Genomic DNA, 26,715 nt, shown 5'->3' with positions numbered 1-26,715 from the left:
GCGACCTCTCTGCCGCTCCAGATGGATTTCGGCCGTGATGCCAAGCCGCGTGGCTTCGATGCTGGCCTGAAACCTCGCTGATTTCATAGCTCGAGAGAGGTCGTCATAGCAGCCCTTCAATGTGCCCTCACGTTTAACAGCGAATTTCCCCTCACACCGAATCAGATAGTAGCTGACCATCGGACGTTCCTCTCGACAGTGGTTGGTTGTGTAGACTTCATAGCCGTACTTGGCTCCGTTGAGGCTGTGATCAGCGGCATTCCGCATCTTCAAAGCCTGCACAGAAGATTCGCGGCCCCTGATCGTCATTGAGTATGGTTGCCACGCCCGCTTGGGCAACGCCAAACCCAGAGCCGTCAGTGGCTCGAATGCCGAACTGCTCATCTCGTTCTTGCACCTGATCACCCCATACGGAAAGGGAGAAGGGTTCGCTCTCGGTCTTGCCGGCAGGCACCTCGAATCGGCGCGGCGGAAAGCGAAGAAAATCCACCTGCGGAATGGCTGTATTGCCCGGCACGATCTGGATGTCATCGACCAGCAGGCCGCACCCACCATCACTGAGGCTCATCAAGGCGACGGTCGCGCCGCCCGGCGGCAATTCGGTGCTCATTTCGGTTCGCGCCCAGTCCGCCGCAGCGGTGGCGATCAAAGCCAGGCGCTGTCCATTCAGCAACACTTCCATGCGCTGCTCTTGCCCGGGGCAATCGGGGTTGGCTCGATACACCAGCCCCAGACGCGCCCCCGCTGGGTTGCTGAAGGACTGAGTTAAGAGGCCAGGCTCGGTACCGTTGAGATCGACCGCCTGTGCCCCCGCGTAGGCGGATGGCGCGTTCTCCCGCAAGTCCACGTTGCCGGCCACCACGCGCCAGCCGCCAATCGACTGACCAGGACCAAACATCATCGGACTGCCAGCGAGGTTCGGCCATTCGAAGTCGCCATTGTTCAGCGCATTGGCAGATACAGACTCGGTTGCCAGATTCACCACCACAGGCAGCCCGCTCACTTCGCTGAGTCGAATACGCGTTGCGCAACCCGCTGAGCCTTCGTCGCCCTCCAACACGAGGCATGGATCAATGCTGACGTCTGGCGGCAGGTCGTCGTCGTCAATCAAGCCCTCGGCGCTGGAGGTAAGCAGATTCGCGTTGGAAACATCAACAACCAGCAACTGGAAATACTCCTGAGGTTCGTATAGCCGGTCACCCCACACTGGAACTGAGACGGTGACTGCGGTTTGTCCGGCAGGAATCTCCCAATCCATGCTGGCGTGAGCCTGATAGTCGATTCCGTGCGTGGCACTGCCTTCCTGAGTGGAGGTGGTGAATCTCACCGTGTCCGCGCTCAGGTCGGAAAGCTGAAACACGAAGCCGCACTGCCGACTTCCATCGTTACCTTCAGACACCGAGCATCCGCTCACCGTCAGCGTCGGCCGGCTGTCATCGTCAACTATCGTTCCAAGCCCACTCAAGCTTCCCGGCGTGGCGTTGCTAACCGCAGTGATGTCGAGGTAGAACTGCTCCTCATTCTCGACTTCGAGATCGCCGATGATCGGCACCGACACCGCGACCATGGTCTGCCCCGGGGAGATGCTGCGCGTGGTTGAACTATGTGATGTGTAATCACTTCCGGCAATCGCTGTGCCGTCTCGGGTCGAGCTATTGAAACTGACAGTCTTGCCGGAGGCTTCTGACAACTCCATCACAAAGACACACTGATCGAGATCGATCTTGCGTTCCTCGTGGCTCATTCCCTCGGTTGCCGTGCAGCCGCCATCGATGATCGAAAGCACAGGCGCTGCATCGTTGTCGAGGATATTACCCTGCCCGTTCAGGCTGCCTGGCGTTGCATTGTTCACGCCAGTGACGAACAAGCCGAACGACTCGTCCTCTTCGTCAAGGGTGTCGCCGAGCACTGGCACATTCACGGTTAGACTGGACTGTCCCGGCGCAATGCTTCGTGGCGTTACGCTGTGGGCGCTAAAGTCATCACCCGTCAGGGCGGTTCCACTACCGGTCGCCGTGGTGAAACTCACCGTCTTTCCAGAAGCGCTCGAAAGCCTCAGCACAAACGTGCAGTTCTTCGAGCCGCTATTGCCCTCGGTCACCGAGCAGCCACCGTTGTCGATGGAGAGTACGGGGGCCGCATCATTGTCGATGATCGTGCCCTGCCCGCTCAGACTGCCGGGTGATGCATTGCTGATGCCAGTGACTGTCAACCCGAACGATTCATCTGCCTCGTCCAGCGTGTCGCCGAGTACGGGCACATTCACGGTCAAGCTGGTTTGACCAGCAGCGATACTACGTGCTGTTGAACTATGGGCGCTGAAGTCAACGCCGGCGGTGGCGGTTCCTCCGGTGGTCGCCGTGTTGAAGCTCACCGTTCTTCCGGACGCGCTCGAAAGTCTCAGCACAAAGGCACAGCCCGTCGAGCCGCTGTCGCCCTCAGTGACGCTGCAACCGCCACTGTCAATTGAAAGGCTGGGTGCCGCATCGTCGTCGATGATGCTGCCCTGCGCTTCTGCATCAGCAATGCCCGCATTGACTGGATTTGAAAGCCTGATGAGGAAACTCTCATCCGGCTCGTCGATCGAATCAGTCACTACGGATCGAGTGATGGTTCTGGAGGTTTGCCCGGCGCTGAACGTCAGGGTGCCGGAACCAGCGGCGTAGTCCGCCGGCGCCACTGCAGTGCCATTGACGGTCGCCCAATCCACGCTGATGGCACTGGACGATGCGTGACTCAATGCGACGGTGAATGCGATGCTCTTGCTGCCCCCCGTGCCTTCCGTGACCTGGGCATCGCCAATCGAGATGTTGGGGCTGGGATCGTTGTCTTGAATGGTTAGGGTGGTCGAGCTGGGTGTTCCCAGACTCGCTCCTCCGCCAGGGGAGCTCAAACTCAAGACAAAGGTCTGGTTGGGTTCATCGATCGCATCATCGACAATCGGAATGGTGACCGTCTTGCTGGTTTCATTGGCGGCAAAGCTCAAGCTGCCGCTGCTGCTGGTGTAGTCTGCCGGCGCAGTGGCACTGCCGTTGGCTGTGGAGTACTGCACGGTAACGCCGCTTGCAGCGCCGCCAATGCGCTGAACCACGACGCTGGCGGTGCCGGCGTCTTCGTCAACCACATACGAGCCGGAGGCTAGTCGCAGGCTGCCGCCTACATCATCATTTTGCAGCGTTATCTGCGCAGTAGCGTCGACGATCGTGACACCATTCGGGTTGCTGAGTTGGACCTGATACGTTTCGTCGGCTTCGACAAGACTGTCGGCGTTCGCGATCAGATAGATCCATGCGTAGCGCAGGCCCGGGTAAAACGTGAGGGTTCCGGACTTCGCGGTATAGTCAGCGCCACTCAGCGCGGTGCCGTTCACCGTGGTGTAGTCGACAGTGACCGTCTCGCTGCTGGGCGCAGACAACTCAACCCGAATACTGAAGTGCGTGGAACTCCCGGTACCTTCGCTCAGCTGAACATCGGGCATCGACAAGGTCGGATTGGCGGGCGAGAGTTTGAACACGAATGCGTCACCTCGTTCGCCAGCCGTACTCGTCTGAAACGCATCCTCGGTCGTCACGAATCCGCTGAAGGCATTTCCGGCAACGAAAGCGTTGCCTGCCGCATCCACTGCAATCGCTGCGGCAGATTCACTCTGTGCATAGAGGTCAAGCTTCAGCGTCGTGCTATAGCCCAGCGAATAGGTGCCATTGGCCAGACGATCAAGTCTGAGCACAAACAGGTTGGCGTTGCCGAACGGCGAGTCAAGATAGTTCTCCCCGGTCAGAAAGGCGCTGTTGTTGGGCCCCAGGGCCACGTCATTGGCGCGCTGGGTCTGAGCGGCACCGAGGTAGGTCGAATACTCCAGAGCCCCGGCACTGCTGAGCCGGGCGAAGAATGCGTCGGTGCCGCCACCATTGTTCGGCTGGATGCCATTGACGACCGGAAAATCGTTGGAGCTCGTGGTGCCTACGATGTAGGGGTTGCTGGCGCCATCGGTGGTGACGGCGGTTGCCTCATCGTAGTGGCTACCTCCGAACGTCGTTTGATAGTGAAAGCTGGTGGCCGCATTGTTCAGACGAGCGGCGTAGGCCTTGTTGGCCTTCATTCCGACGATGTGCAGTCGACTGGCCAGATCAATCGCCATGCCCCGGGCGATGTCCGGTCCGGCACCGCCCCCCATGCACCAGCTGTACACCACATTGCCGCTGGCGTCGACCTTGCGCAGATAGCTGGAGGTGCCATTGCAGCTGGCCTGTGGCGGGTTGATGCTGGGAAAGTCGGAGGTGCCGGCATGGCCGAACACATAGGCGTTATTGCTGCCGTCAACGGCCAGGCCCGCAGCGGTATCGCCATAGCTGCTGCCGAACGTCTGGGAGTAGATGAGGCTATTCGCGCTGCCGTTCAGGCGCAGCACAAACGCATCGCCATCGTCGTCTAACAGATGGTTACGCCCGGCGACAACGATGTCGCCATTGGGAGCCAGTTCCACTTGATCAGCTGCCTGCAACTTGGCCCCGCCAAGAAAGCTGGAGAACAGCAGGGCGCTACCGTCCGCATTGAACTTGGCTACAAAGGCATCGCCGTCACCGTCGTAGGTAGAATCCAATGCATTGCTCAAGGGAAAGTCACTCGACTCGGTGGAACCGACCACCACCGCCTGGCCGGCCGAATCAATGGCAATGTCGCTTGCGAATTCACCCAAGCTGCCGCCAAGCAAGGTTGAGTAGACGAATACAGGGTCAACGGTGAGTGCCAACTGCTGATCGTACGCATCAAGCTCAATGCCGATTCGTTGCTCAGAGAGCAGGCGATAGCGGCTCGCAATCGCGACCCGCTTGCCGCTCTTGCGTTGGTACGATACCGGCGGACGAAAACGCACGGCTTCACCCGCTACACGCAGTTCAAGCGCGCCTTCATCATCCAATTTCACCGCATCGGCGCCTTCCAGGCGCCAAACAACGGCGCTCGGATCAGCACCCGGCTGCAGCTCGAAATCGAATTCCAGCACCCCACCGCCGTCGTAGTAGAGCAGATCGACCCCAGGCCACACATTCTTTAGCCGCACCTGCTCAAAGCGAATCAGCGCCGTCGGAGCAGCCTCCGCCCGGTTGATATCGAAGTAGTGCCCGCTCACTGTACTGGGTTGCTCGCCAAGGACCTCAGCCGCCTGGCCGCCCTGCAAGCGCATCCGCAGCACGCGCGGCTGGCCATCGGCAGTACGCAGTTTCCACACGGCCTCGCTGTCAGTGAGGAAGACCAGGTAGCCAGGACCACGGGCCAGAAATCGTACGCTCGAGTCGCTTTGACCCTGGTTCTGCTCGAACAGCAGTGGCAGCTGTGGCCGGCTGGTCTGATTGGATGGCACCGGCACAGCACTGGATTCAACGCTGGTCTTGGCCTGACAGAACGGACTCAAGCCGAGGCCCGCGATCAGCAGCAGGGCGATCTGCGCCCAATGAGGTACTCGCATTTCGACAACTCTTCCCCTTCGATACCTGCTCATACGCAAAACGGCGACGAGTTACCGCCGAACTTGCTGCCAGTGGCTCAGCAAACGACGGAGTGACAGCCGGCTGGCCGCGGGGTAGCCTTTGCCGATGTGGAGGATTCGTGATGAATGAGGCGCCGCCTGATGTCACCGCCCTGCTCGCCCAATGGGCCGACGACGACAGCGCACGCGAGCGCTTGATCGACTCGGTCTATGCCGAATTGCGTCAATTGGCCAGAAGCCTGATGGGTGCTGGAGCTGCGGCCGCAGTTACCTTGCAGCCCACCGCGGTGGTCAATGAGGCCCTGATCAAGTTGCTCGGCAACACCTCGGTATTCGAGGACCGACGGCATTTCTTCGGCAGTGCGGCACGTGCGATGCGCCAGGTCCTGGTCGATCATTTTCGGCGCAAGCAGTCCGAAAAGCGCGGCGGCGACATCGATTTCACCAGCCTGGAGTTGGCGCAGGCTTTGCCAGTGGCCGATGTCACCGAACTTATGGCCCTGGATGAAGCTCTGTCGCGGCTCGATAGCCTGGATGCGCAGGCGGCGCGCATCGTCGAGCTGCGCTACTTCGCGGGCCTGACTCTGGATGAGACCGCCGACGTGTTGGGCATCCATCCAGCCACGGTGAGCAAGGAATGGGCCCACGCACGGGCCTGGTTGAAGCGGGCGCTGCAATGAGCGGCGAGTCGGAGCGCTATCGTCGCGCCAAACAGCTGTTTCTGTCGGCGGCACAGCAGCCGACCACGAGCCGTGCTGCCTTTCTCGACCGAGCCTGTGCTGATGATCATGCCTTGCGCGGCGAGGTGGAAGCGCTGCTGGCAGCTTCGTTGGGCGAACATACGGCCGACCTTCCAGCCAGCGCGGAACTACCTCCGGCAGAAATACCCGGGTACCGCGTTGTTTCCCCCATCGCGCGCGGCGGTATGGGCGTGGTGTACCTGGCCGAGCGCAACGAAGGCGAGTTTCAACAACGCGTTGCACTGAAGCTGCTCAGCCTGCACGCGCGGCATGATCCGGAGGCCGAGCGGCGCTTTCGGGTTGAACGGCAAATACTGGCAACGCTCGACCATCCGAATATCTCGCGACTGTTGGATGGTGGAACCACGAGTGATGGAACTCCATACTTGGTAATGGAGTATGTCGAGGGTGAGCGCATCGATAGCTGGTGTCGAACTCGACAACCAACCATTCGGCAATTGGTCACCCTGGCCATCAAGGTGTGCCGCGCGGTGCAGTCAGCGCATCAACGCCTGGTGGTGCATCGCGACCTCAAGCCAACCAATATCCTGGTCGATGCCCACGGTGAGCCCAAGTTGCTCGATTTCGGCATCGCAAAGCTGGTCGGCGATGCCGATATAGGCGTCACCAAGGCCGACACCCAAACCGGCCTGCACCTGCTTACCCCCCGCTACGCCGCGCCGGAACAGATTCGCGGCGAACTCATCACCACAGCGACGGATGTTTATGCGCTGGGTGTCATCCTGTACGAGTTGTTGAGTGGACGCTCGCCGTATGGTGACGTGGTATCGCGTCCGCATCGTCTGGCTCAAGCCATTTGCGACAGTCAACCGAGTCTGCCCAGCACGCACTCGGGCGGCAGTGCGGATCAGGATCAGGCAAACCGTCAGCGGATCGCCCGCGGTTTGAAAGGCGATCTCGATGCGATCGTAATGAAGTGCCTGCGCAAGCGCCCCAACGAGCGCTACAGCAGTATGGAGGCCTTGGTCTCGGATCTCGAAGCTTTCCTGGACGGCCTGCCGGTTTCGGCCAGACGCGGTAGTCAGTTCTATCGCTTGCGGGTATTTGCTCGAAGACACTGGGCAGCTTTGAGCACCGCCACAGCCGTTGTAGCGCTAACAGCTGGTTTCATCGTGTCAATGCAGGCACAGCTAAAGGAGACCGCAGTCGAACGCGACAAGGCCAGTCGAGCCGCCGAATTCATGACTGAAATGTTCCGCATCGCTGATCCCAGCGAATCACGCGGAAACTCGATTACCGTGCGCGAGGTGCTGGATCGCGGTGCCGACAGCCTGCGCCGCGATGCGCAGCTGCCCGCCGAAGTGCGAGCCCACATGATGCAAACCATCGGACAGGTGTATCGTCAACTTGGCCTGCTGGAAGACTCAGAGAAGCTGTTGGACGAAGCGGTCGCTGGTTTTCCCGATCAGCTGGCCGCCGATAAGTCGCAGGCCGAAGCGGTATTGGCCGGCCTGCTGATCGAGCGCGGCAATTTCGAGCGCGGGACCGAAGTGTTAACCCGTGCGGCAGGCAGACAACGCGAAGGTGCACCCAATGCCGTCGATGCCCGAGCACGCATCGCGTACTTCGAGGGCGAACTTGCGCTGCGCCAAGGTCGTCTTGACGAGGCCATTGCCCCGTTGGAGGAGGCCGTACGTCTGCGTCGCCAGGTGTTCGGCGAACCCTCGCGCGAAGTGGCCGAGGCCTTGGTGGCCTTAGGCAGCGTATGGCGTGACAAAGGTCAGCCTGACAAGGCCAAGCCGATTTACCAGAGCGCCCTTGAACAGCTGCAGCAAAACCGTGCTGACCTTTGGAGTCAGGCAAAAGTGCTGAACAACCTCGCGGTGATCGCCAGTGACCGCGGCGAGATGGAGAAGGCCGAACGTGGGTTCCAAGAGGCACTGGAAATCATGAGACAGATGCTTGGTGATGAGCACGTGATCGTCTCAGCCGCCATGGGCAACCTGGCCAGTGTCAAGGGCCGGCGTGGTGACTGGCAGGCGGCCATGCAGCTGCAACAGCAGGCCCTGGATATACGGCGCAAGGTGTTTGGAGAGCAGCACCCGGCCACCGCTACCGCGCTCGGCAATCTGGCCTACAACCAGTTCGCCCTGGCTGACTACGCAGCCGCCGAAACGGCCTTGCTGGCAGCACTGCAAACCCATCGCCAGGCGGCGGGTCCTTCGCATCCGCATACGTTGAATGATCTGCGAAACCTGGTCGCCCTGTACTTCACCACCCATCGTTTCGATGCCGCCCAGCACTTCAATGACGAGTTGTTGCGTGAAGGTGCCGCTGACAAGCCGCATCCCTTCGTGCTGCAAGCCGGCATGCGCGCGGCGCTGCTGCGCTGCCTGCAGGGACAATGCGATGCAGCTGCCGCCGAACAGGCGCTCGAATCGCTGATCGCTGCCACCCACGCCAAGCATCCAGATGCTGGCGAGGCACTGTTCCATCTGGCCCTGATCGAGCGACACCTTGGTCGGCACCAGTCCGCTTGCCAGCACGCGCAGGCCGCTGATGCCATCCTGGCCCCGCTGCTTGACCCCCAGCACTGGGATCGATTGGCCCTGGCCTGGTTCCAGCAAAACTGCTCCGCTCCCCCGGCGTTCACCACCGAACACAAGGTTGCGTTGCAACAACGCTATGGCGCGAGCCATCCGCTGCTTCAGGTGCTGGAGATAGGGGGCGAGTCGCATCAAGCAAAGCCGGCAGCGGTAGCGCTGGACCGACCTGACTGACTGTAGGCCACCAAAGGCCTCGCGCAGCATGGTTCTTAGATTCGCACTGGTTTTGGCGCGACGGCTGGTGCCCAGGAACTCCCTCCCCGATGTTCGGGGAGGGCCGGGGTGGGGTTAGGGAGCCGATCTTTGCCTGCCCAGGGGCCTCGCATAGCGAGGTTCCTGGGTAGGGGAGCAAAGCGGGGTCTCGCCCTGCGAAGTTCCACTGGCGCCCGCCTTTCACGCCTACGCCAGCCTCCCTACTCAAACCCACCGCGAAACACCGGTGGCAGCGGAACATCGAGCAAGCGGAATCGCACTGCCGGGCTGAGGGCGTAGCCGGCATTGCCGAGTTCGGGTTGTTCTTCGACGTAGACACGCAAGTAAAGGTCGATGCCGAGCTGGTTCTGATGGCCGCCCAGCGCGAGGTTGATTGAGCCGATGCCATTGCTATCGATGCTGAAAGTCTGATCGCCGAACAAGGAGTTCCCCTCGGGAGCGACCAGACTCGATGGGTCGCTGCTATCGACTACCGCCCAGGCGGTGGCACCGGGACGTGCACCCTCAAGGGCGATAGTGAACTCGCGACCACTGGCGATGGCAGGTTCTTGGGCGCGCAGTGTCGGTGCCAAGGCACTCAGCGGCCCGGCCTGACCAGGCGCAACTTCGACTGGCACGTTGGTCGATTCGGTAAACAAGGTCGGGCGTGCAAAAGGGCCCGACTCGGCAGCCGAGCGCGGGTCGGTCAGCGGCCTTTTCAGGAAGGCGACCAGATTGGCTTTCTGCTGCGTGCTGAGATTCAAGGGATCGATCTGCGGCGCCAGATTGGGCGCGGTGAAATCAGCGCCGCGATCGTAGAACTCGACCACTTCCTCCAGGGTGGCAAATCGTCCGTCAGCCATATAGGGCGCACTTAACTCGACGTTGCGAAGACCTGGCGTACGCATGGCGCCGCGGTGGGCATTGTTGCCGGTCACGGCAAAGCGACCGGGATCGGCGTTCTGTGCGCGTACGCCGATGTAGTGGAAATTGTCATCGCTGAACAAGGCGCCACCGTGGCAACGCCTGCAGCCTGCCTGATCAAACACTTGACGGCCAGCACGCTCCTGCGTCGTGAGCGAAGGCGTGCCGGACGCTTCGGCATCGAACGGTGTCTGGTTGGCATTGAGGGTGCGCTCGTAGCTGGCCACCGCCATGGCGAAGCGCGCTGCTGTGATGTCGCTGGAGCCAAACGCCTCGTTGAACAGCGCCGCATAATCGCGACCGGCGATGAATGACTGCCAATCCGCCGGTACATCCGTCGCCAGTGCCAGCGGTGTGACCGCCGCGATGCGGGCTTCGATATCGGCCAAAGTGCCACCCAGACGCGCCATCTCAGCGCTATTGACGATCGGGCCCAAGGCCTGATTCTCAAGTGCAGCACCGTCAGCAATCAGGGTCGCTCCACCGTTGGGGTCAAGCAAGGTCGAGCCGGCGCGTCCATCCCAGAACAAGGTCTCAGTGAAGCCGGCATTCACCGCTGAGGGCGAATTGCGTCCACCGACCTGGTTCGCGGTGCCAAAGGTCGGATCTTGCAGGTACAGCCCCTGGGCCTCGTGCGCCGGCACACCCGCCGAACCCAGCACATCGTCCGCAGTAGCGAACACGCCATCTGCCCCTGGGTTGCGATTGCCATCGGCATCGACGATCGGACGCGGATCACCGCCGCCGGAAAAGGCACGGTGACAAGTGCCACAGGCGACGGTTTGGGTCAGCGAGATCTGCTCGTCCCAAAAAAGGATTCCGCCCAGCCGAATCTTGGCTTCCGTCAGCGGGTTTTCGCTGGGCGCCTGCGGCTCGCCCAGGGCGGTATTGGGCGGCGGCGGCGGACCACCCGGCGGCGGTGCTTGCGCCGCCACAAGGCCGGAGAGCAACAATCCCATCAACGCAACGGCATGTTTTGAACCAGACATGGACATTTCCTCTTTCATTGCGCCGGTGCGGTCGGACGCGAGCTGCCGTGCGGTGGCGGTGGCAATGCGGCCAGCACCGCAACGACCTGATCGTCATTCAGGATGGCGCTCAGCTCTTGACGGTGCCGCACGCGACGCGCGCTGTGCTCCTGATCGGCCTCGGTGCGCCAACGTTCCAGCAAGGCGCGAACCTGAGCACGCTGTTGATCATCGATTCGAAGTTCCGCCAACACCTGTTCGATCAGGGGCGGCCGACCGAACGGTGGAGGAGCGGCGGGCGGCTCGGCCTGAGCGATAGGCGTTGCAATGGCTAGCAAGGCGGCTAGCATCAGCGATGGGGTATTCATGGGTCTCACCTGAAGTCCTGCGGCGCGAGCATTGCTCTCGACAGGGCCCAGCTTGCCGCGCCTTTGTGCAGAAACGATGCAGAAATCCCTGATTTGCGCAGCAAACTGCCCTCCACGCAGGGCAAGTCCGGCAGAATTGAGCAGGACCCAAGAGTCGCCGTATGCCCGACCCAACCATCCAAGGAAAGCTGTGGCATCGCGTTTTTGTCGCCAGCGCGGCCGCCGTGTTGGCCGCTGTTGCCGTCTTGCTGCTAGCGCAGCAGTGGGTTTTCACTCGCAACTTCGTCGACTACATCAATCAGCGCGACCGCGAAGCGGCAGACAAATTGGTCGAGGTCCTGCGTGGCGAGTACCGCACGTTTGGCTGGAACCGGCTGCGCGACCGTCCACATGCCTTCAATGAACTGGTCGAACTCACAGTGCCGGAGTTCTCGGACCGTCCACCTCCACCGCCACGCCCGCGCGATGGGCGTCCACCCTCCAGACGCGGTGGCGACGACAAGGGCGAACTCGACCCGCGAAGCCACCAGCGCCCCCCCGCAGGCCGGCGCCCGCCGTCGGCCAGCCCGCCACGCTTTGCCCTGATGGATGCACAGCGGGCCTCGGTCAGCGGCACCCCCATGCCGCCGGCCGATGCCGAGTGGATAGCGATCGACGTTGACGAGGAAGTGGTGGGTTATGTGGTGATCCTGAGCCGCCCCGGCATGCGCGACCAGGTCGATCTCGCTTTCGCACAGACCCAACAACGCAGTGCAGCGATGGCGGCGGGACTGGTCCTGCTCCTGATGTTGCCCGCTTCCTGGTGGTGGTCGCGCCGCCTCGCAGCGCCGCTGGCTCGGCTTGCCGAACGTGCGCGCCGGGTCGGCGCGGGTGACTACGCAACCCGCATGGACTTGCAGCGTAATGATGAACTTGGAGCCCTCGGCCAAAGCTTTGATCGCATGGCAGAAGCCCTGCAGCAAGGGCGCACGGCAAGGCAACGCTGGACCGCCGAGATATCGCATGAGTTGCGCACGCCGGTGGCGATTCTGCGCGCCGAGATTGAGGCCATGCAAGACGGCGTGCGCCCCACCGACGGCAGCACACTGAAGTCACTGGCCAGCGAAGTGGACCGTCTGTCGGCCTTGATCGACGACCTGTATCAGCTCGCTTCTGCCGATGCCGGAGCGCTGAACCAAGAACTGCGCACACTCGATTTGGTCGGCTTGCTGCAAGAGGCCATCCAGGCTCAGAGTTCGGCCTTCCAACAGGCGGAATTGCGCGCCCAGATGGAATTACCCGATGCGTTGAATGTACATGCCGATGCCAGGCAGTTGCGACAGTTGATCGACAACCTGTTGGTCAACGCGCTGCGCTATGTTCCTGCCCCAGGCACCATTCGGATTCAACTCGTGGAGCACAAGCAATCGGTTGACCTGATAGTCGAAGACGACGGCCCTGGTGTAGCCGATGATCAATTGCACAGGCTGTTTGATCCACTGTATCGGGCCGATGCCTCGCGCTCGCGCGAACACGGTGGTGCTGGGCTCGGTCTGGCCCTGGTGCAACGTCTGGCCCAAGCGCATGGCGCCAGCGCCGAAGCCTCACGCTCGCCGCTCGGCGGTTTGCGTATCCTGATTCGAGGGCTACCCAGATGAGCCTGCAGGGGCGACATGTGCTGATAGTGGAAGACGAAGCTAAGCTCGCTCATGTCCTGCGCGACTACCTGCAGGCCGATGGCGCAAGTGTCAGCTGGATGGCTGACGGCAACCAAGTGGTTTCCAGCGTACGGCAGCAGGCGCCAGACTTGATCTTGCTCGATCTGATGCTGCCCGGACGCGATGGGCTCAGCTTGTGCCGCGAGATTCGCAGCTTCAGCGAGGTACCGATCATCATGCTGACCGCGCGGGTCGAGGAAATGGATCGTCTGCTCGGGCTTGACCTCGGGGCCGACGACTATATCTGCAAGCCCTTCAGTCCACGCGAAGTGGTGGCGCGAGTGCGCACCGTTCTGCGCCGCTCCGGGCCTGGCCCGACCTCAAGCAGCGAAGCGCAGGTGTTGCAGCTGGATGAAGCACGATTTGTTGCCCAGTGGTTTGGCCAACGTCTCGACCTTACGCCTGTCGAGTTTCGACTGCTGCGCGCCTTGAGTCAGCGCCCGGGTATAGTCCACGGTCGCGCACAGATCGTGGCTCACCTCTACGAAGACCATCGAGTGGTATCAGACCGCACCGTTGATAGTCATGTACGCAACCTGCGGCGCAAACTGCAGGCTGTGCAGCCGGACTGTGATCCGCTGGTGGCGGTGTACGGACTGGGCTACAAGTTTCAGATGCCAGGTGAAACTTGATGTCCTCTGCCTCAGCGCCCAGCTCGCCGCAGATCTCAGCACCCGCCGTTAGACTGGGCGAAGCCAGCCGGTTCTGGCTGAAACTTGGCCTGATCAGCTTCGGCGGGCCGGCCGGACAGATCGCGATCATGCACCAGGAGTTGGTCGAGCGACGGCGCTGGATCTCCGAGCGCCGTTTCCTGCACGCACTTAACTACTGCATGCTTCTGCCGGGGCCAGAGGCGCAACAGCTGGCCACCTACCTCGGCTGGCTCATGCACAGAGTGCCTGGAGGTTTGATCGCTGGCGGCCTGTTTGTGCTGCCTTCGCTGCTGATCCTCTGCCTGCTATCCTGGGTCTATCTGCGGTTCGGCGATCAAGTCTGGGTGGCGGCGGCATTCTCCGGCATCAAGCCGGCGGTGGTGGCGATCGTGCTGCACGCCTGCTGGCGCATCGGTCAGCGAACGCTGACTTCGCCCTTGCATTGGGGTTTGGCAGGCGCTGCCTTCCTCGCGCTGGCCTGGCTTAACGTGCCGTTCCCCGTGGTAGTTGTGGCCGCCGCAACTATCGGCTTCCTGCTTCGGAGCGCTTTCAGTGGTGAGTCCGGCAGCCACGGGCCCGCAGAAGCTGTAACCCCGACCAAGGCGTTGATCGACGACGACACGCCAACCCCCGTGCACGCGCGCTTTTCGCTTTGGCGCGCAACTAGAACCTGCGGCGTCGCCCTGCTCCTCTGGTGCCTGCCGATCGGACTGCTGGTACAGCAGTGGGATGCCCAGCATGCGCTGCCCGGCATGGCCTGGTTCTTCACCAAGGCCGCCCTGCTCACGTTTGGCGGCGCCTATGCCGTACTGCCCTATGTCTATCAGGGTGCGGTGGAACACCATGCTTGGCTGAGCGCAGCGCAAATGATAGATGGCCTGGCCCTGGGTGAGACCACGCCGGGCCCATTGATCATGGTGGTGAGCTTTGTTGGCTTCGTCGCCGGCCACACCCAAGCCTGGTTCGGGCCTGAGCTGGCCTGGCTCAGCGGCGTACTGGCCGCCTGCGTGGTGACCTGGTTTACCTTCCTGCCCAGCTTCCTGTTCATCTTTCTCGGCGCCCCCTGGATTGAATCCACGCACGGCCAGTTGCGACTGCAGGCGCCGCTGAAAGCCATTACTGCGGCCATCGTCGGGGTGATACTCAACCTAGCCTGCTTCTTTGCCTATCACACGTTCTGGCCACAGGGTTTCGCTGGAACCCTGCGCTATGGGTCCGTGGTCATTGCAGCGCTGGCTTTCCTGGCGCTGTGGCGCAGGCGTTCAGTGATCGAAGTGATTGTAGCGGCGGGCCTGTCGGGCTGTCTGATCGAATGGATCTGGCCTTGAATGTGATTGCACGCACCCGATTCGCATCAACCGGGGTCGTGACCGCCGCGTGCGCAGCAACGCGATAATGTCACTTAGCGCGCCTGACAGCCTTCTGGCTTGAGCACGCGCCTGGTCGACGCCGGATACTTGGCCAGCAGTCGCGCCGGCCGAATCGGCCTATGACCGAAATTGCCACCGCAATTCGGGCAGACGCCATCAAGCCGCTGCTCGACACAATCGCGGCAAAACGTGCATTCGAAGGTGCAGATCATCGCCTCGGACGATTCTGGCGGGAGATCCTTGTCACAACACTCGCAGTTGGGGCGAAGTTCCAGCATGACATTGCTCGGCAGGGGGAGTTTGAATCTTACCAGTGAGCACCGGGGCGATAATCGCCGAAGTACCAGAGATGGCCTTCCGGGTCGCTGACCATGTAGCCGCGCGCTCCGTACTCCTCATCGCGCAAGTCACGCTCCAGCTTGGCACCCGCCGCCAGAGCGACTGCATAGTGCGCGTCTGGGTCGGCGACAAACAGACTTAGCGCCTGCGTGCAGCCGCCGGCCTGGCGCGGGCTGATCCGGCGAAACTCTGGCTTGCACGAGCTGACCATGATCACCGCCTGACCGAAACTCAACTCGCTGTGCTCGATGCGCCCGCTTTCGCCCTCCACGACCAACCGTCGGGTGAATCCAAACGCCGTGCATAACCAATCGATCGCCTGCGGCGCGTCGTCATAGGTCAGGCTGGGGTAGACATCGCCTGCGAAGTGCTGCGTCATGACGAAATCCCCTCTGCGTGGACAGTTCTTGCCCGATAGGGTGCGCCTTGGCGCACCGAATAGCCACACGAAATCTACTCAAGTACCGGCGTGTCATTGTCGATCAACAGCTCGGCGCCGTTCTCACGACACCAAGTTTGCAGTTCAGCATGCAGCTGCGGCCAGAGATCCCGCGCCCAGTCAGGCGCTACCCGAGGCCAGACCGACTCGCCGGGCAGATAGGCAGAGAGCACGCCCATCGGCAGTTGCAGGATGAATCGACCACCGGGCCCTTCACAGACCAGCTCCTCTTTCCAGCGGGGGTGGAATTTGAATAGGGGCATGTCCGACCTGGCGATGAGAGGGTGCAATCCCCAGACGGTATCGTAGCCGTGAAGGGAGCCTCTTCGCGAATCGCTGGGCGTCCCCCTCTCCCCAACCCCTACCCAGGAACCTCGCTTCGCGAGGCCGCTGGGCAGGAAAAGATCGGCTCCCTAACCCCACCCCGGCCCTCCCCGAACATCGGGGAGGGAGTTCCGGGGCACCAGCCGGCGCGCGAGAATCAGTGCGCATCGGTCTCTCCCGCCGGGGGAGAGGGGCTTCAACTCGCTTCGATTCACGTCCCTATGCGAAACGAAGCGCGGGAACTACTTGCAGCTACTGCAAGCCATCATGCACCGCGCGCATCAGGCTGCCACTGGCATCATCGCCGCTGAACTCCCAGACGAAGGCGCCGCCTAAACCGCGTGTTTTAACGTACTGCATCTTGTTGGCGATGGTGACCGGCGTGTCAAAGCTCCAGAAGGTGTTGCCGTTGTAGATCCACTGCGCCATCGCCTGGCTGTGGGTGAAGCTCGGCCAACCGAGGTTCTTCAGCACCTTGTAGTCCTCGATGCCGGCCTCATAGGTACCGTGCGCGGCCGAGCCGGTCTGGTACAGGCCGTTGTTGATATTGGGCACGCCCGTCCAGCCGCGGCCGTAGAAGCCGATGCCTATGTTAAGTTTACTGGCCGGCACGCCGCGGTCGAGGAAGGCTTGCACAGCATCATCGGTGTTGTAGAAGCGCACATCGCCGGTGGAGGGATCATCACTGGAGCCAAACAGCGCGGAGTGGAAGTGCGTGCGTGGTTCCCAGGCGCCGTGGAAGTCGTAGCTCATGATGTTGATGAAATCGAGCGAGGCATGATAGATGCCAGGATCGGTGGCGCGGATCTTGTCGATGCCGGCGCCGGAGGCGATCGTCAGCAGCAGGCCCGGTCGCACCGCATCGAGTTGACGGCGGAACTCGGCCAGCAGGGCATTGAAGTTGGCCCGGTCTTCCGCTCCACCACAGCTCAGCCCGCAGGCATTCGGATACTCCCAATCAAGATCAATGCCGTCGAACACACCCAGCGCTGCCCCGGCACCGCCGGCACCGTCACTTGAAGGGAGATTGCCGCGAATATAGGCATCGATGCAGGAGGCAACGAAAGCCTGACGATTTTCCGGCCGTGCCGCGCTGGCGAAGCCGCGTGACCACGTCCAGCCGCCGAGCGAGATCAAGACCTTCAGGCCCGGATGGCGCGCTTTCAGCTTCTTCAGCTGATTCCAGTTGCCGCGCAGCTTCTGATCCCAGGTATCGGCCACGCCATCCACCGATTCGGCGGCGCTGAATGCCTTGGTGTAATCGGCGAACGCATCGCCACCGGCGCCGGTGTTCGGATCGGCTGGCTGGTTAATACCCACTTCGCAGCGGTTGTTGCGCACATTGCCGAAGGCATAGTTGATGTGGGTAAGCCGCGCCGCTGAACCACTGGTTTCGATGTTGCGAACGCGGTAGTTGCGGCCATAGATGCCCCACTGCACGAAGTAGCCGATGCTGCGTCGGCTGCTCACCGGTGGCACCGAATCGGTAGTGACACTGATCGCTGCTGTCTGGGCCGAGGCATTGCCCGCGTTGTCGCGCGCCCGCACACGGTAACTATAACTGGTGGACGCCTGCAGGCCCCCATCGGTGTAGCTGGTTGCAGCAGGTGAGCCGACCAGGCTGCCATTGCGGTATACATCATAACCAGCGACACCACTGCCGCTGTCGGAGGAGGCATTCCAGGCCAGGCTGACGCTGCTGCTGGTCTTGCCGGTCGAGCGCAGGTTGCCCGGCACGGTGGGCGGCGTGGTGTCATTGCTCACCGGATTGACCGTGATGTTCACCGCGGCCGAGGTGGTCGACTTGCCGCCATTGTCGGTGGCCACGGCGGTCAGCGAATAACTGCCTGCCTGAGCGTTGCTCCAGGTGACGCTGTATGGCGCGGAGGTATCGGTGCCGAGTGAAGTGCTGCCGCGGAAGAACTGCACCTGAGTCACCGTTCCGTCGCTATCCTGGGCATTGGCACTGACGGTGATGGTGCTGCCGGCCTGGAAACTCTGGCCGGCGGCGGGCGCGGTGAGACTTACGGTGGGCGCCACATTGCTGGGCGGGTTGCCATCGCAGGGGCCAAGATCCTGATACCAGCCGCAGCTGGGGCAGTAATCCGGTGCCGCATTCCAAATGGCGATATTGGCCTGGTACAACCGGTTGTTATGCACCATCTTGTCGCCGGCGCTGTAAATAGTGCTGGCATTCCAGGCCGCCACACCAGCACAGCTGGCGGCCTGGCTGCTGATCGGGATGACACTGAGGCCGAAGATCAGCAGTGCGCTGATCCAGGGACGAACTCGCAGAGCGGTTGCAAACATGGAAGTCTCCGATAGGTGGCGGGCATGAGCCCCGAGCGCTTGACAGCGTGGCGTCCAAATCAGACGTTCAGTGCGCTGTTGGGTAGTTCCCAAGGTCAGCCAGGCTGACGATGTTCCAATCGCTCTTCCATTGAGCGGATCTCCTATTTGTCTTTCCGAATTGAGAAACAGGTCGCTGTTGAGCCCCTCTCCCGCAAGGGGAGAGGGGCAGAAACTCGATGAGCTGCAACCTGTCTCGCAACGCGGAAACCTCAATGATTCAGTGCTGTGGGGCAGAGCTGCGCATTCGGCCCCATGCGCAGGCCTGTCCCGGTTGCCGGCGCGTTGACTGGATTGGATTAGTGACACTTGACGCGCCTGAGTCGTCATCCCGGGGCAAGCCGGGATGACGACTGAACAGTCGGCTAAGGATTGGCGTCCAAGTAGGCGCGATGCGGGCCCGAGAAGGCGCGCCCAGCAAACTCATCCCAGTTGATCGACCAGGTCATCAGGCCACGAAAGTCGGTGCGCGCCGAGCTGGGCTGATAGCTGCCGCACTGGGTTCGCTTGATCAGGCAGTTCAGCGCGGCGTGCACCGCCGCTGCCGAGGTCTGGCCACTGCCGGCAGCACCGGCCGATGCAGGTAGGCCAATGGCTACTTGATCGGCACGCAGGCCGGGAAAGTGGTTGCTGGGATTACGGCCGGCGGCAAAGCCGGTGATCATCATGTCGGACAGAGCGACATGAAAATCCGTGGTGGCCGGTTGATAGACGCGATCATCGGCGCCGGTGATCGAACCGGTGTTGTAGTGCTGAACATGCAGCAAGGTCAGGTCAGTGCGCAGCGCATGGATCAGCGGCAGGTAGGCGCCCCAGATGCCGCCGAAGTTGGCATAGCCGCCCTGCACATAGGCGGTCTCCGGTGCCATGGTGAGCAGGAAGCCAGAACCGAAGCGCTGTTTCAGGCTGCGAATGGCACTGATCATGTTGACGATGGCCGGAGTCTGCGGGTTGGCCACGGTGTCGCCGGCATTCATGCTCATCGAACCGCCTTCGAGATCGATGTCGATGCCATCGAATCCATAGCTGGCGATGATGTCGCCCATGCTCTGCACAAAGGCATCACGCTGTGCCGTGGTGTTGAGCTGGATATGCGCATTGGCACCACCGATCGAGATCAATACTTTCTGACCACGTGCCTGCAGTTGGCGGACACCGTTGCGGAAACTGCTGTCGGATTCTTCGGCGGGGGAAAAATGCATGCTACCGGCCGGCCCACTATGCGAATTCTCAGCGAAAGCGATCTGAACGATGTCCCAATCGCCGCTGACCTGATTGATCGGCAAGTAACCCGCCTCATTGCGGAAATTGTGCCAATAACCAACCAGCACCCGATGCGGCAGTACGCCACCGCCGCCGGAGGTGGTGATATTCGCAGCTGTCTCGGCGCTGTCGGTAGCCCCTTCATTGTCGGTGACCGTCAAGGTAACGGTGTAGTGGCCGGCCGTTCCATAGGTATGCGATGGGTTGGCGGAACTACTGGTGGAGCCGTCGCCAAAGTCCCAGCGATAGGCCACGATCGAGCCGTCCGGATCGCCCGACCCCGAGCTGTTGAAGGCGATGCTACTGCCGAGCAAAGCCTGATAAGGCCCATTGGCTTGCGCGACCGGTGACTGATTGCCACCGCCGGGGCCACAGGTACCGACTTCGCTCCAGGCATCACGCCAATGCATGCCATTGCCGGGCTCGTAAGCCCAAGCGGCGCTGGACGAGCACCAGCCAGCGATCTGGCAGACATACTCGACCGACTGGCCGCTGCTGCTGACCACGTTGTACACATGGGCGCCCTGAGCATAGCCGGTGCCGGCCTGGTAGCGCGGCAGCCCACTGCACCCCGTTCCGCCACCGCTGGAACTGATGGTGGCGGTGGTCGAGGCGCTACCCGTAGCGCCCTGATTGTCGGTGACGGTCAAGGCGACGGTGAACAGCCCGGCACTGGCGTAACTATGGCTGGGGTTGGCCTGGCTGCTTTCGTTGCCGTCACCGAATTGCCAACGATAGCTGACCAGCTGGCCATCGGCATCATTGGAGCCGGCACTGGAAAATTGCAGGGCTTGCCCCACAGTTCCAGTGAGCGGGCCGTTGCTGCGCGCTGTCGGCGGCTGATTCGGTTCGCCTGCGCCATCGCAAGCGCCCAGTCGCATCCACTCCTGCCATTGGCCGGAATGGGTAGCGGGATTCTGGTTGCGGGTCCACCAATTGGCCTCGTAGGCCTGGCTCTGCCATTGAACGCGATGCCCCTTCCAATACTCGCGGCTGGCATCCCATTCGGCCACGTTTGCACACGACACCGCCCATAGGCTTGAGCACTGCAACAGCGCTCCCCACGCTACGCACCATCTGATCACGCGTTTCATCGCTATCCCCTTGTTCGCATGCACCCGGCTCAAAGATCTGATGAGCTAAAGATCGCGATGGCCAGCCACTGGCGCTGACCTGCGGGGCCCCCTGCCCCTCGCGATGTGAAGACAGCGTCTACTGGTTCTAGTACCAGTTCAACTTTGGTATGCGTGAAATGTGGACTCCTTCACACTTTACGAATTATTGGTATTTAATTGGTCCCATCATATTGGGACGACGGTGGGCCACAGGCCCACCCTACTGAGGGAGAGGGGTTGGGGTGAGCTTAGCTTGCCGTTTCTGCAAGGGCCGCGCGCATATAGGCGCGGGCATCGTCGGCCAGATCGTCGTGATCAAGGGCGAAGCGGATGGTGGCTTCGACCAGGCCAATGCGGCTGCCGCAGTCGAAGCGGCGCCCAGCGAATTGGTAGGCCAGCACCGATTGTTCGGTAGCCAAACGAGCGATGGCGTCGGTCAATTGAATCTCGCCGCCTTTGCCCGGCTTGGTCTCTTCCAGCAGGCCGAATACCCGCGAGTCGAGCACGTAGCGGCCGACCACGGCCGAGGTGCTGGGAGCGACTTCCGGATGCGGCTTCTCGACCATGGCCCTGATCGGCGCCGGGTTGCTGGAATCGCCGCCGGTATCGACGATTCCATAACTCCCCGTTTGTTCGCGCGGCACGTCCTGCACGGCAATCACGCTGGCCCCGCGCGCATGGGCCACATCGACCATCTGGCCGAGGGCGCCGCGGCCACGATTCCAGATCAGATCATCGGGCAACAGCACCGCGAACGGCTCGTCACCCACCACCGGTTTGGCGCATAGCACGGCATGCCCCAGGCCCAAGGCCTCGGCCTGGGTGACAAACACCGCACGCACATTACCCGGCAGCACATCGCGAATCATGGCCAGCAGTTCCGACTTGCCAGCCTTTTCCAGCTTTTGCTCCAACTCGTAGGCCTTGTCGAAATAGTCGGCCACGGCATGTTTGTAGCGATTGGTGATGAAGACCAGGGTCTCGCAACCGGCCTCGATGGCCTCGTCCACCGCGTATTGAATCAGCGGACGATCAACAATCGGCAGCATTTCCTTGGGCACGGTCTTGGTGGCAGGCAGGAAGCGGGTGCCCAGTCCGGCAACCGGAAACACCGCGGTGCGTACGCGCTTGTCAGTCATAACAACACTCTCTAACAGGAAACTTGCAGCGGTGGCTCAGGAGACGTTGCGCTGAAACGGCAACACCGTGCCCTCGCCCGCCGCCGGGCGATACTCGGGCACCCACTCGGCCAGCAGCTTGTCCAACCCAGGCTGATCAAACTTGCGGCTGGCGACCGCTGCCTGCTGCAGGGCCGGCTCCAGCGCCGTTGACGACACCGGCCGGCTTTGCGCTAACCAGATCTTTGGATGACTGGTCTGGCTGTAGCTTTCCTGGGCGTGGAAGATTTCTTCGAAGAGTTTCTCACCTGGCCGCAGGCCGGTATAAATGATAGCGATATCGCGATCGGGCACCTTGCCGCCCAGTCGAATCATCTGTTCAGCCAGATAGCGAATCTTCACCGGCTCGCCCATGTCCAGCGCAAACAACTCGCCGCCCTGCCCCAGGGTCATCGCCTGCAAGATCAACTGACAGGCCTCCGGAATGGTCATGAAATAGCGCGTGATCTCAGGATGGGTGACGGTTACCGGCCCACCATTGCGAATCTGCTCGCGAAACAACGGCACCACCGAGCCGGCCGAATCCAGCACATTGCCAAAACGCACGGTGACGAAGCGCGTCGGGCTGGTCTGCGCCATCGACTGACATACCAGCTCGGCCCAACGCTTGCTGGCGCCCATCACATTGGCTGGATTGACCGCCTTGTCGCTCGACACCAGCACGAAACTCTCGACATCGCGACGTACACAGGCCTGAGCCAGTGTGTACGTACTCAACACGTTGTTCCGCACTGCCTCGCGAACCTGATTCTGCAGAATGGGCACGTGTTTGAACGCTGCAGCATGGAACACCAGCTGTGGGCGTGCCAGCTCAAGCACGTGATCCACCGTGGCTGCATCACCGACATCACCCAGGATGCAATCGATCAATACATCAGGATAGGCGCCGCGCAACTCCTGCTCGCAGCGATACAGGTTGTATTCCGAAAGATCCAGCACGGTGAGCCGTTCTACACCCAGCCGGGCAATCTGGCGGCAGAGTTCAGAACCGATCGATCCACCGCCACCGGTGACCAGTACACGCTTGCCGGCCAAGGCCAAACGAATCGCCGACCAATCGAGCTCCACTGGTTCGCGCCCCAACAGGTCTTCGATCGCCACTTCCTTCAGCTCGGCAAAACTGGAGCGGCCTTCGACCACATCACGCAGTCGCGGCACGGTGCGGAACGGCAGCTCAGAGGCCTCGCACAATTCCACCACCCGCTGCATCTGCGCATTGCTGGCGCCTGGGATCGCAATCAGCAGCATCTCGGCAGCCACTTCATTGGCAATCTCACGCACCTTGTCGATGCCACCAAGCACCGGAACGCCATGGATGCGCGCACCGCGCAGGGCGCGATTGTCATCGAGAAACCCAACCGCCTTGAAGCGCCCTTCACGATGCAGATCGCGAACCAGAATCTCGCCCGCGCGGCCAGCGCCTAGAATCAACACACGGCGCTCGGCGGCCTCCCGAACACCACCGTAGCGACTGTCTTTCCAATAGCGATACATCATTCGCGGTGTACCGAGCAGCACCAGCAGAATGAATGGATACAGTGCCAGCACGCCACGTGATATGCCTTCCAGGCGACTCAACAGCACCAAGCCGAGGGTGACACCCAAGGTGCCGAAGGCTGCCCCACGGGCGATGTTCCAAAGATCAGGAAGGCTGGCAAAACGCCACAGCCCGCGGTACAGACCCGTGCGCCAGAACACCAACCCCTGGGCGATCAGTACCACCCATAACTCATCGCTCCACCAAGGCACCATGCGCGGTTCGCGCAGCCGGCTGGCAATGATCCAGGCCAACCAGACCATGGTCAGGTCATGAATAACCACGGCGACTCGCGGATGGATCAACGCCACCCAGCGCCCCAAGGTTCTCATTGGCTCGTCCTCGCCATTCGCCGCTCCTGCCTGCGACCGCTCATCAGCCGCCGTTTGCCCAACCACCAGACCAACGCGCCGCCGGCCATCACCACCAAGGCCAAGGTGTTCCATACCCGCTCAGACCAGCCTTGGCCCAGCCAGACCAGCCCTGCCATCAGCACGGTCCAAACGCCGTAGGCCAAGGTGACCTTTGTGTGCGACTGCCCGCTTCGGACCCACCATTGATACAAATGTTCCCGGTGCGGACGATACCAACGTTTTCCCTGCAACACCCGCTGCAGCAAGGTCAGCCCGGCGTCGATGGCGAACGCCGAGATCAGCACCAGCAAGGCGCCGGCTGGAACGCCCCGGATCGACCAGAGTTGAGCCAGGGCGGTGGCCACCAGCAAGCCCAGACTTCCACTGCCGACATCGCCGAGGAAGATCCGCGCGCGCGGAAAATTGAAGGGCAAGAAGCCCAGGCAGCCGGCGGCAGCGGCCGCCCAGAACGAGGCCCATACAGGCGCTGCCGGAAATATCAGCAGAGCGCAGGTCAGCAGGACGAGGGCCGCTTGCGAGCTGGCAATTCCATTGATTCCATCCATGAAATTGCAGAAATTGATCGCCGCCATAATGAGCAGGGGCGCCATCACCAGCAGCCAAGCCGGTGCTGCAGCTACGATCCAGGCCGGCCAAAACAGGCCGAAGGTGATCAGACAGGCGGCTATCAGATGCACAGTCAGACGCGGCAGCACCGGCAACGGACGATGGTCATCGATCCAACCGACCAAAGCCACCGCGGTGACCGCCAGGCCCAGCGACCATGCCGTAGGCGCCGGCAAGGGCAACAGGATGAGTGCCAGCAACACCACCAAACCGATCGCCACTCCACCACCACGCGGCGTGGGTACACGATGCGAACGCCGCGCACCGGGCTGATCCACCACCCCTCGACGCAGCGCGTAGCGAATACTCAGCTCGGTAAACAGAATCGACAGCAGCGCTGCCAGCACAGCCACCGCGCCTACCAGGGCGCTATTCACGGCTATTCACCCGCCACGCCGTGAATCGGCTTGACGCTGCTCCAGGACTTGCAGCTCGGACACTGCCAGTGATGGCTACGGGCACCGAAGCCGCAACGGCCGCAACGATAGGCGGGCACACCTGCGATGAGCTGCTCGCTCAACTGTTTCAGCACCTGCAGCAGTTCACGCTCCACCGGAACTTCATGTTCAGCGAGACTGAGCTCGATCAATGCACCTTGACCACGGATCGACGGCCGTCGGCGCAATTGTCGAGTCAGATACTCGATCGCCGCCGCTCGCCCCTCCTCACGCTCGATGAACTGCACCAGGGCCAACAGCGGTGAGGCGCCTGCATGACGCTCCAGCATCTCACTCAGAAACGCACGTGCGCGAGCGCTCTCTTCCTTGCGTTGATAGGCCGCCAGCATGGGAGGCAGCAGTTCCGGCAGCATTTCCGGGTCGTGACGAGCGGCGCGCTCCAGCACCCGTATTGCAGCTAGATCATTGCCCAACTGAATCTCGATCTGGCCCTCGATCAGGCAAGCCCGAACGCAGTTGAGTTCGCTGTGGTAGGCTCGTTCGAGTGAACTGCGCGCCGCCTCGATCTCGCCCTTCTGCTTTTGCTGCTCGGCGATCTCGCAGTGGAACTGTGCGATCACCTTGCCCATTGGCTTGCCGGTGAGTGCCTGCAGACGCTCGGCATAGTGAATGGCCTTCGCCCAGTCACGCTCTTGCTGATAGATCGCAATCAGGTGCTTGAGCGCCTGCGGCGCAGCATCCTCCACGCTGGCGAGGTCTCCGAACAGGGTCTCGGCACGGTCGAGCAGACCGGCACGCATGTAATCCTCGCCCAGTTCCAGGATCGCCTGCGTACGCTGCTCATTGGACAGCGTTGAGCGCGCTACCAGACTCTGATGCAGACGGATGGCGCGATCGACCTCACCGCGACGGCGAAACAGGTGGCCGAGCGCGAAATGCGTCTCAACGGTGCGCTTGTCGACCTCGGCAATCTCCAGAAACACCTCGATCGCCTTGTCCGGCTGCTCGTTGAGCAGATAGTTCAATCCGCGGAAATAGTTGGTCGAAAGGCGACTTACCTTCTGCCCAACGTGACGTGCGCCGCCGCGACGCCCAGCCAGCCAGCCAGAAAATGCGGCGACTGGCAGCAGCAGAAACAGCAGCCCGTATTCGATCACGCAGGTGTCAGCTTCTTATCGTTCCGCTTGCCACCATTGCCTGACTTGGCCTGCTGAGCACGACGCAACTGCGTACTCAGGGGCCAGACGCGCAGCAACCAGACACAGCCCCCGCCCAAGGCCGTTCCCAACAGCAGGGCCGACAGCAGGGCGCCACCCAAGGGCAACTGCAGATTCGTGAAATACAGATCGATCGACACCGGCGCGCCGTTCAGCGCGCCAAAACCCAAGCCCACAAAGACTGCGGCAGCGGCCAGAATCCAGGTCAACAAGCGCATGCGGCACCTATGTCGAATCAGCTCTCGTTGGCGCGATTGACCCGCTCACGCAATTCCTTGCCCGGCTTGAAATGCGGCACATGCTTGCCTGGCAAGGCGACCGATTCGCCGGTTTTCGGATTACGACCAATGCGCGGCGGACGAAAATGCAGCGAAAAGCTGCCAAATCCTCGAATCTCGATGCGATCACCGCCGGCCAAAGCGTCGCTCATCTGATCCAGCAAGGTCTTGACGCCGAGATCCACATCATCGGGCTTCAGGTGGGGCTGGCGTTGGCACAGGGTTTCTATCAGTTCCGACTTGGTCATCGACCGCTCTCGTATTTCGCTACGCTGCAATGGCGCTGAGTTCGATTGTAGCCTCAAAACCGAATTAAATCACTGGCTTAGGAAGA

19 protein-coding genes are annotated in these 26,715 nt (G+C 61.7%); 5 read left to right on the top strand and 14 right to left on the bottom strand.

Annotated elements, in window-relative coordinates; genetic code table 11:
- Positions 1-250: 250 nt before the first annotated feature.
- Positions 251-5,464 (bottom strand): Calx-beta domain-containing protein, encoded by a 5,214-nt coding sequence (locus tag IFO71_RS02505; RefSeq protein WP_192027948.1) that lies wholly within the window; start codon positions 5,462-5,464, stop codon positions 251-253.
- A 143-nt stretch (positions 5,465-5,607) separates the two neighbouring features.
- Between IFO71_RS02505 and IFO71_RS02500 the strand changes: the two genes are divergently transcribed.
- Together IFO71_RS02500 and IFO71_RS02495 are read left to right on the top strand one after the other, a co-directional pair.
- Complete coding sequence (locus IFO71_RS02500; RefSeq protein WP_192027947.1) at positions 5,608-6,165, top strand: ECF-type sigma factor; 558 nt, start codon at positions 5,608-5,610, stop codon at positions 6,163-6,165.
- Complete coding sequence (locus tag IFO71_RS02495; protein ID WP_192027946.1) at positions 6,123-8,966, top strand: serine/threonine-protein kinase; 2,844 nt, start codon at positions 6,123-6,125, stop codon at positions 8,964-8,966. Before IFO71_RS02500 ends, IFO71_RS02495 begins: the two co-directional genes overlap by 43 nt.
- A 239-nt stretch (positions 8,967-9,205) precedes the next feature.
- Here the strand turns inward: IFO71_RS02495 and IFO71_RS02490 are convergent, their stop codons facing one another.
- A complete protein-coding gene (locus IFO71_RS02490; protein ID WP_192027945.1) occupies positions 9,206-10,897 on the bottom strand; it encodes a cytochrome-c peroxidase in 1,692 nt (563 codons plus the stop codon).
- A gap of 14 nt (positions 10,898-10,911) precedes the next feature.
- Positions 10,912-11,244 (bottom strand): hypothetical protein, encoded by a 333-nt coding sequence (locus IFO71_RS02485; RefSeq protein ID WP_192027944.1) that lies wholly within the window; start codon positions 11,242-11,244, stop codon positions 10,912-10,914.
- A 161-nt stretch (positions 11,245-11,405) separates the two neighbouring features.
- Between IFO71_RS02485 and IFO71_RS02480 the strand changes: the two genes are divergently transcribed.
- From IFO71_RS02480 to chrA, 3 genes are read left to right on the top strand one after another with little or no spacing between them, the layout of a single operon-like run.
- On the top strand, positions 11,406-12,881 hold the full coding sequence (locus IFO71_RS02480; RefSeq protein WP_192027943.1) for an ATP-binding protein: 1,476 nt from the start codon (positions 11,406-11,408) through the stop codon (positions 12,879-12,881).
- Complete coding sequence (locus tag IFO71_RS02475; RefSeq protein WP_192027942.1) at positions 12,878-13,573, top strand: response regulator; 696 nt, start codon at positions 12,878-12,880, stop codon at positions 13,571-13,573. Before IFO71_RS02480 ends, IFO71_RS02475 begins: the two co-directional genes overlap by 4 nt.
- A complete protein-coding gene (gene chrA / locus IFO71_RS02470) occupies positions 13,573-14,922 on the top strand; it encodes a chromate efflux transporter (protein ID WP_192027941.1) in 1,350 nt (449 codons plus the stop codon). Before IFO71_RS02475 ends, chrA begins: the two co-directional genes overlap by 1 nt.
- Before the next feature lie 74 nt (positions 14,923-14,996).
- Here chrA and IFO71_RS02465 read toward each other — a convergent pair whose 3' ends face one another.
- The 11 genes from IFO71_RS02465 to IFO71_RS02415 all read right to left on the bottom strand — a co-directional run bounded on the left by IFO71_RS02465 (position 14,997) and on the right by IFO71_RS02415 (position 26,629).
- Positions 14,997-15,242: a DUF1272 domain-containing protein gene (locus IFO71_RS02465; RefSeq protein ID WP_192027940.1), complete on the bottom strand. Its 246-nt coding sequence runs from the start codon at positions 15,240-15,242 to the stop codon at positions 14,997-14,999.
- A gap of 29 nt (positions 15,243-15,271) precedes the next feature.
- Positions 15,272-15,682 carry a VOC family protein gene (locus tag IFO71_RS02460; RefSeq protein WP_192027939.1) on the bottom strand — a complete coding sequence of 137 codons (411 nt, stop codon included), beginning with the start codon at positions 15,680-15,682 and terminating at the stop codon, positions 15,272-15,274.
- Positions 15,683-15,756: 74 nt separating this feature from the next.
- Positions 15,757-16,005, bottom strand: coding sequence for a hypothetical protein (locus IFO71_RS02455; protein WP_192027938.1), 249 nt, complete (start codon positions 16,003-16,005; stop codon positions 15,757-15,759).
- A 313-nt stretch (positions 16,006-16,318) separates the two neighbouring features.
- The gene (locus IFO71_RS22430) at positions 16,319-18,376 is read right to left on the bottom strand and encodes a glycosyl hydrolase family 18 protein (protein ID WP_192027937.1); all 2,058 of its coding nucleotides are present in this window, start codon (positions 18,374-18,376) and stop codon (positions 16,319-16,321) included.
- A gap of 404 nt (positions 18,377-18,780) precedes the next feature.
- Positions 18,781-20,730: a PKD domain-containing protein gene (locus IFO71_RS02445; protein ID WP_192027936.1), complete on the bottom strand. Its 1,950-nt coding sequence runs from the start codon at positions 20,728-20,730 to the stop codon at positions 18,781-18,783.
- 311 nt (positions 20,731-21,041) lie between these two features.
- The gene (galU, locus tag IFO71_RS02440) at positions 21,042-21,932 is read right to left on the bottom strand and encodes a UTP--glucose-1-phosphate uridylyltransferase GalU (protein ID WP_192027935.1); all 891 of its coding nucleotides are present in this window, start codon (positions 21,930-21,932) and stop codon (positions 21,042-21,044) included.
- 36 nt (positions 21,933-21,968) lie between these two features.
- The gene (locus IFO71_RS02435) at positions 21,969-23,840 is read right to left on the bottom strand and encodes a polysaccharide biosynthesis protein (protein WP_192027934.1); all 1,872 of its coding nucleotides are present in this window, start codon (positions 23,838-23,840) and stop codon (positions 21,969-21,971) included.
- A complete protein-coding gene (locus tag IFO71_RS02430) occupies positions 23,837-24,865 on the bottom strand; it encodes an MraY family glycosyltransferase (RefSeq protein ID WP_332309292.1) in 1,029 nt (342 codons plus the stop codon). The genes IFO71_RS02435 and IFO71_RS02430 overlap by 4 nt, the downstream gene beginning before the upstream one ends.
- A 2-nt stretch (positions 24,866-24,867) precedes the next feature.
- A complete protein-coding gene (gene lapB, locus IFO71_RS02425) occupies positions 24,868-26,043 on the bottom strand; it encodes a lipopolysaccharide assembly protein LapB (RefSeq protein ID WP_192027933.1) in 1,176 nt (391 codons plus the stop codon).
- Positions 26,040-26,321, bottom strand: a complete 282-nt coding sequence (locus IFO71_RS02420) for a lipopolysaccharide assembly protein LapA domain-containing protein (protein WP_192027932.1) — start codon at positions 26,319-26,321, stop codon at positions 26,040-26,042. Before IFO71_RS02420 ends, lapB begins: the two co-directional genes overlap by 4 nt.
- A 17-nt stretch (positions 26,322-26,338) precedes the next feature.
- Entirely contained in the window at positions 26,339-26,629 is a 291-nt protein-coding gene (locus IFO71_RS02415; protein WP_192027931.1) for an integration host factor subunit beta, read from the bottom strand.
- Between the last annotated feature and the right edge of the window lie 86 nt (positions 26,630-26,715).

Origin of the sequence: Pseudomarimonas arenosa (genome assembly GCF_014841215.1) — a bacterium.
GTDB classification, from domain to species: Bacteria; Pseudomonadota; Gammaproteobacteria; order Xanthomonadales; family Xanthomonadaceae; genus Pseudomarimonas; species Pseudomarimonas arenosa.
Note: the sequence above shows the minus strand (reverse complement) of the source record. Positions and strands in the feature narration are given on the sequence as shown.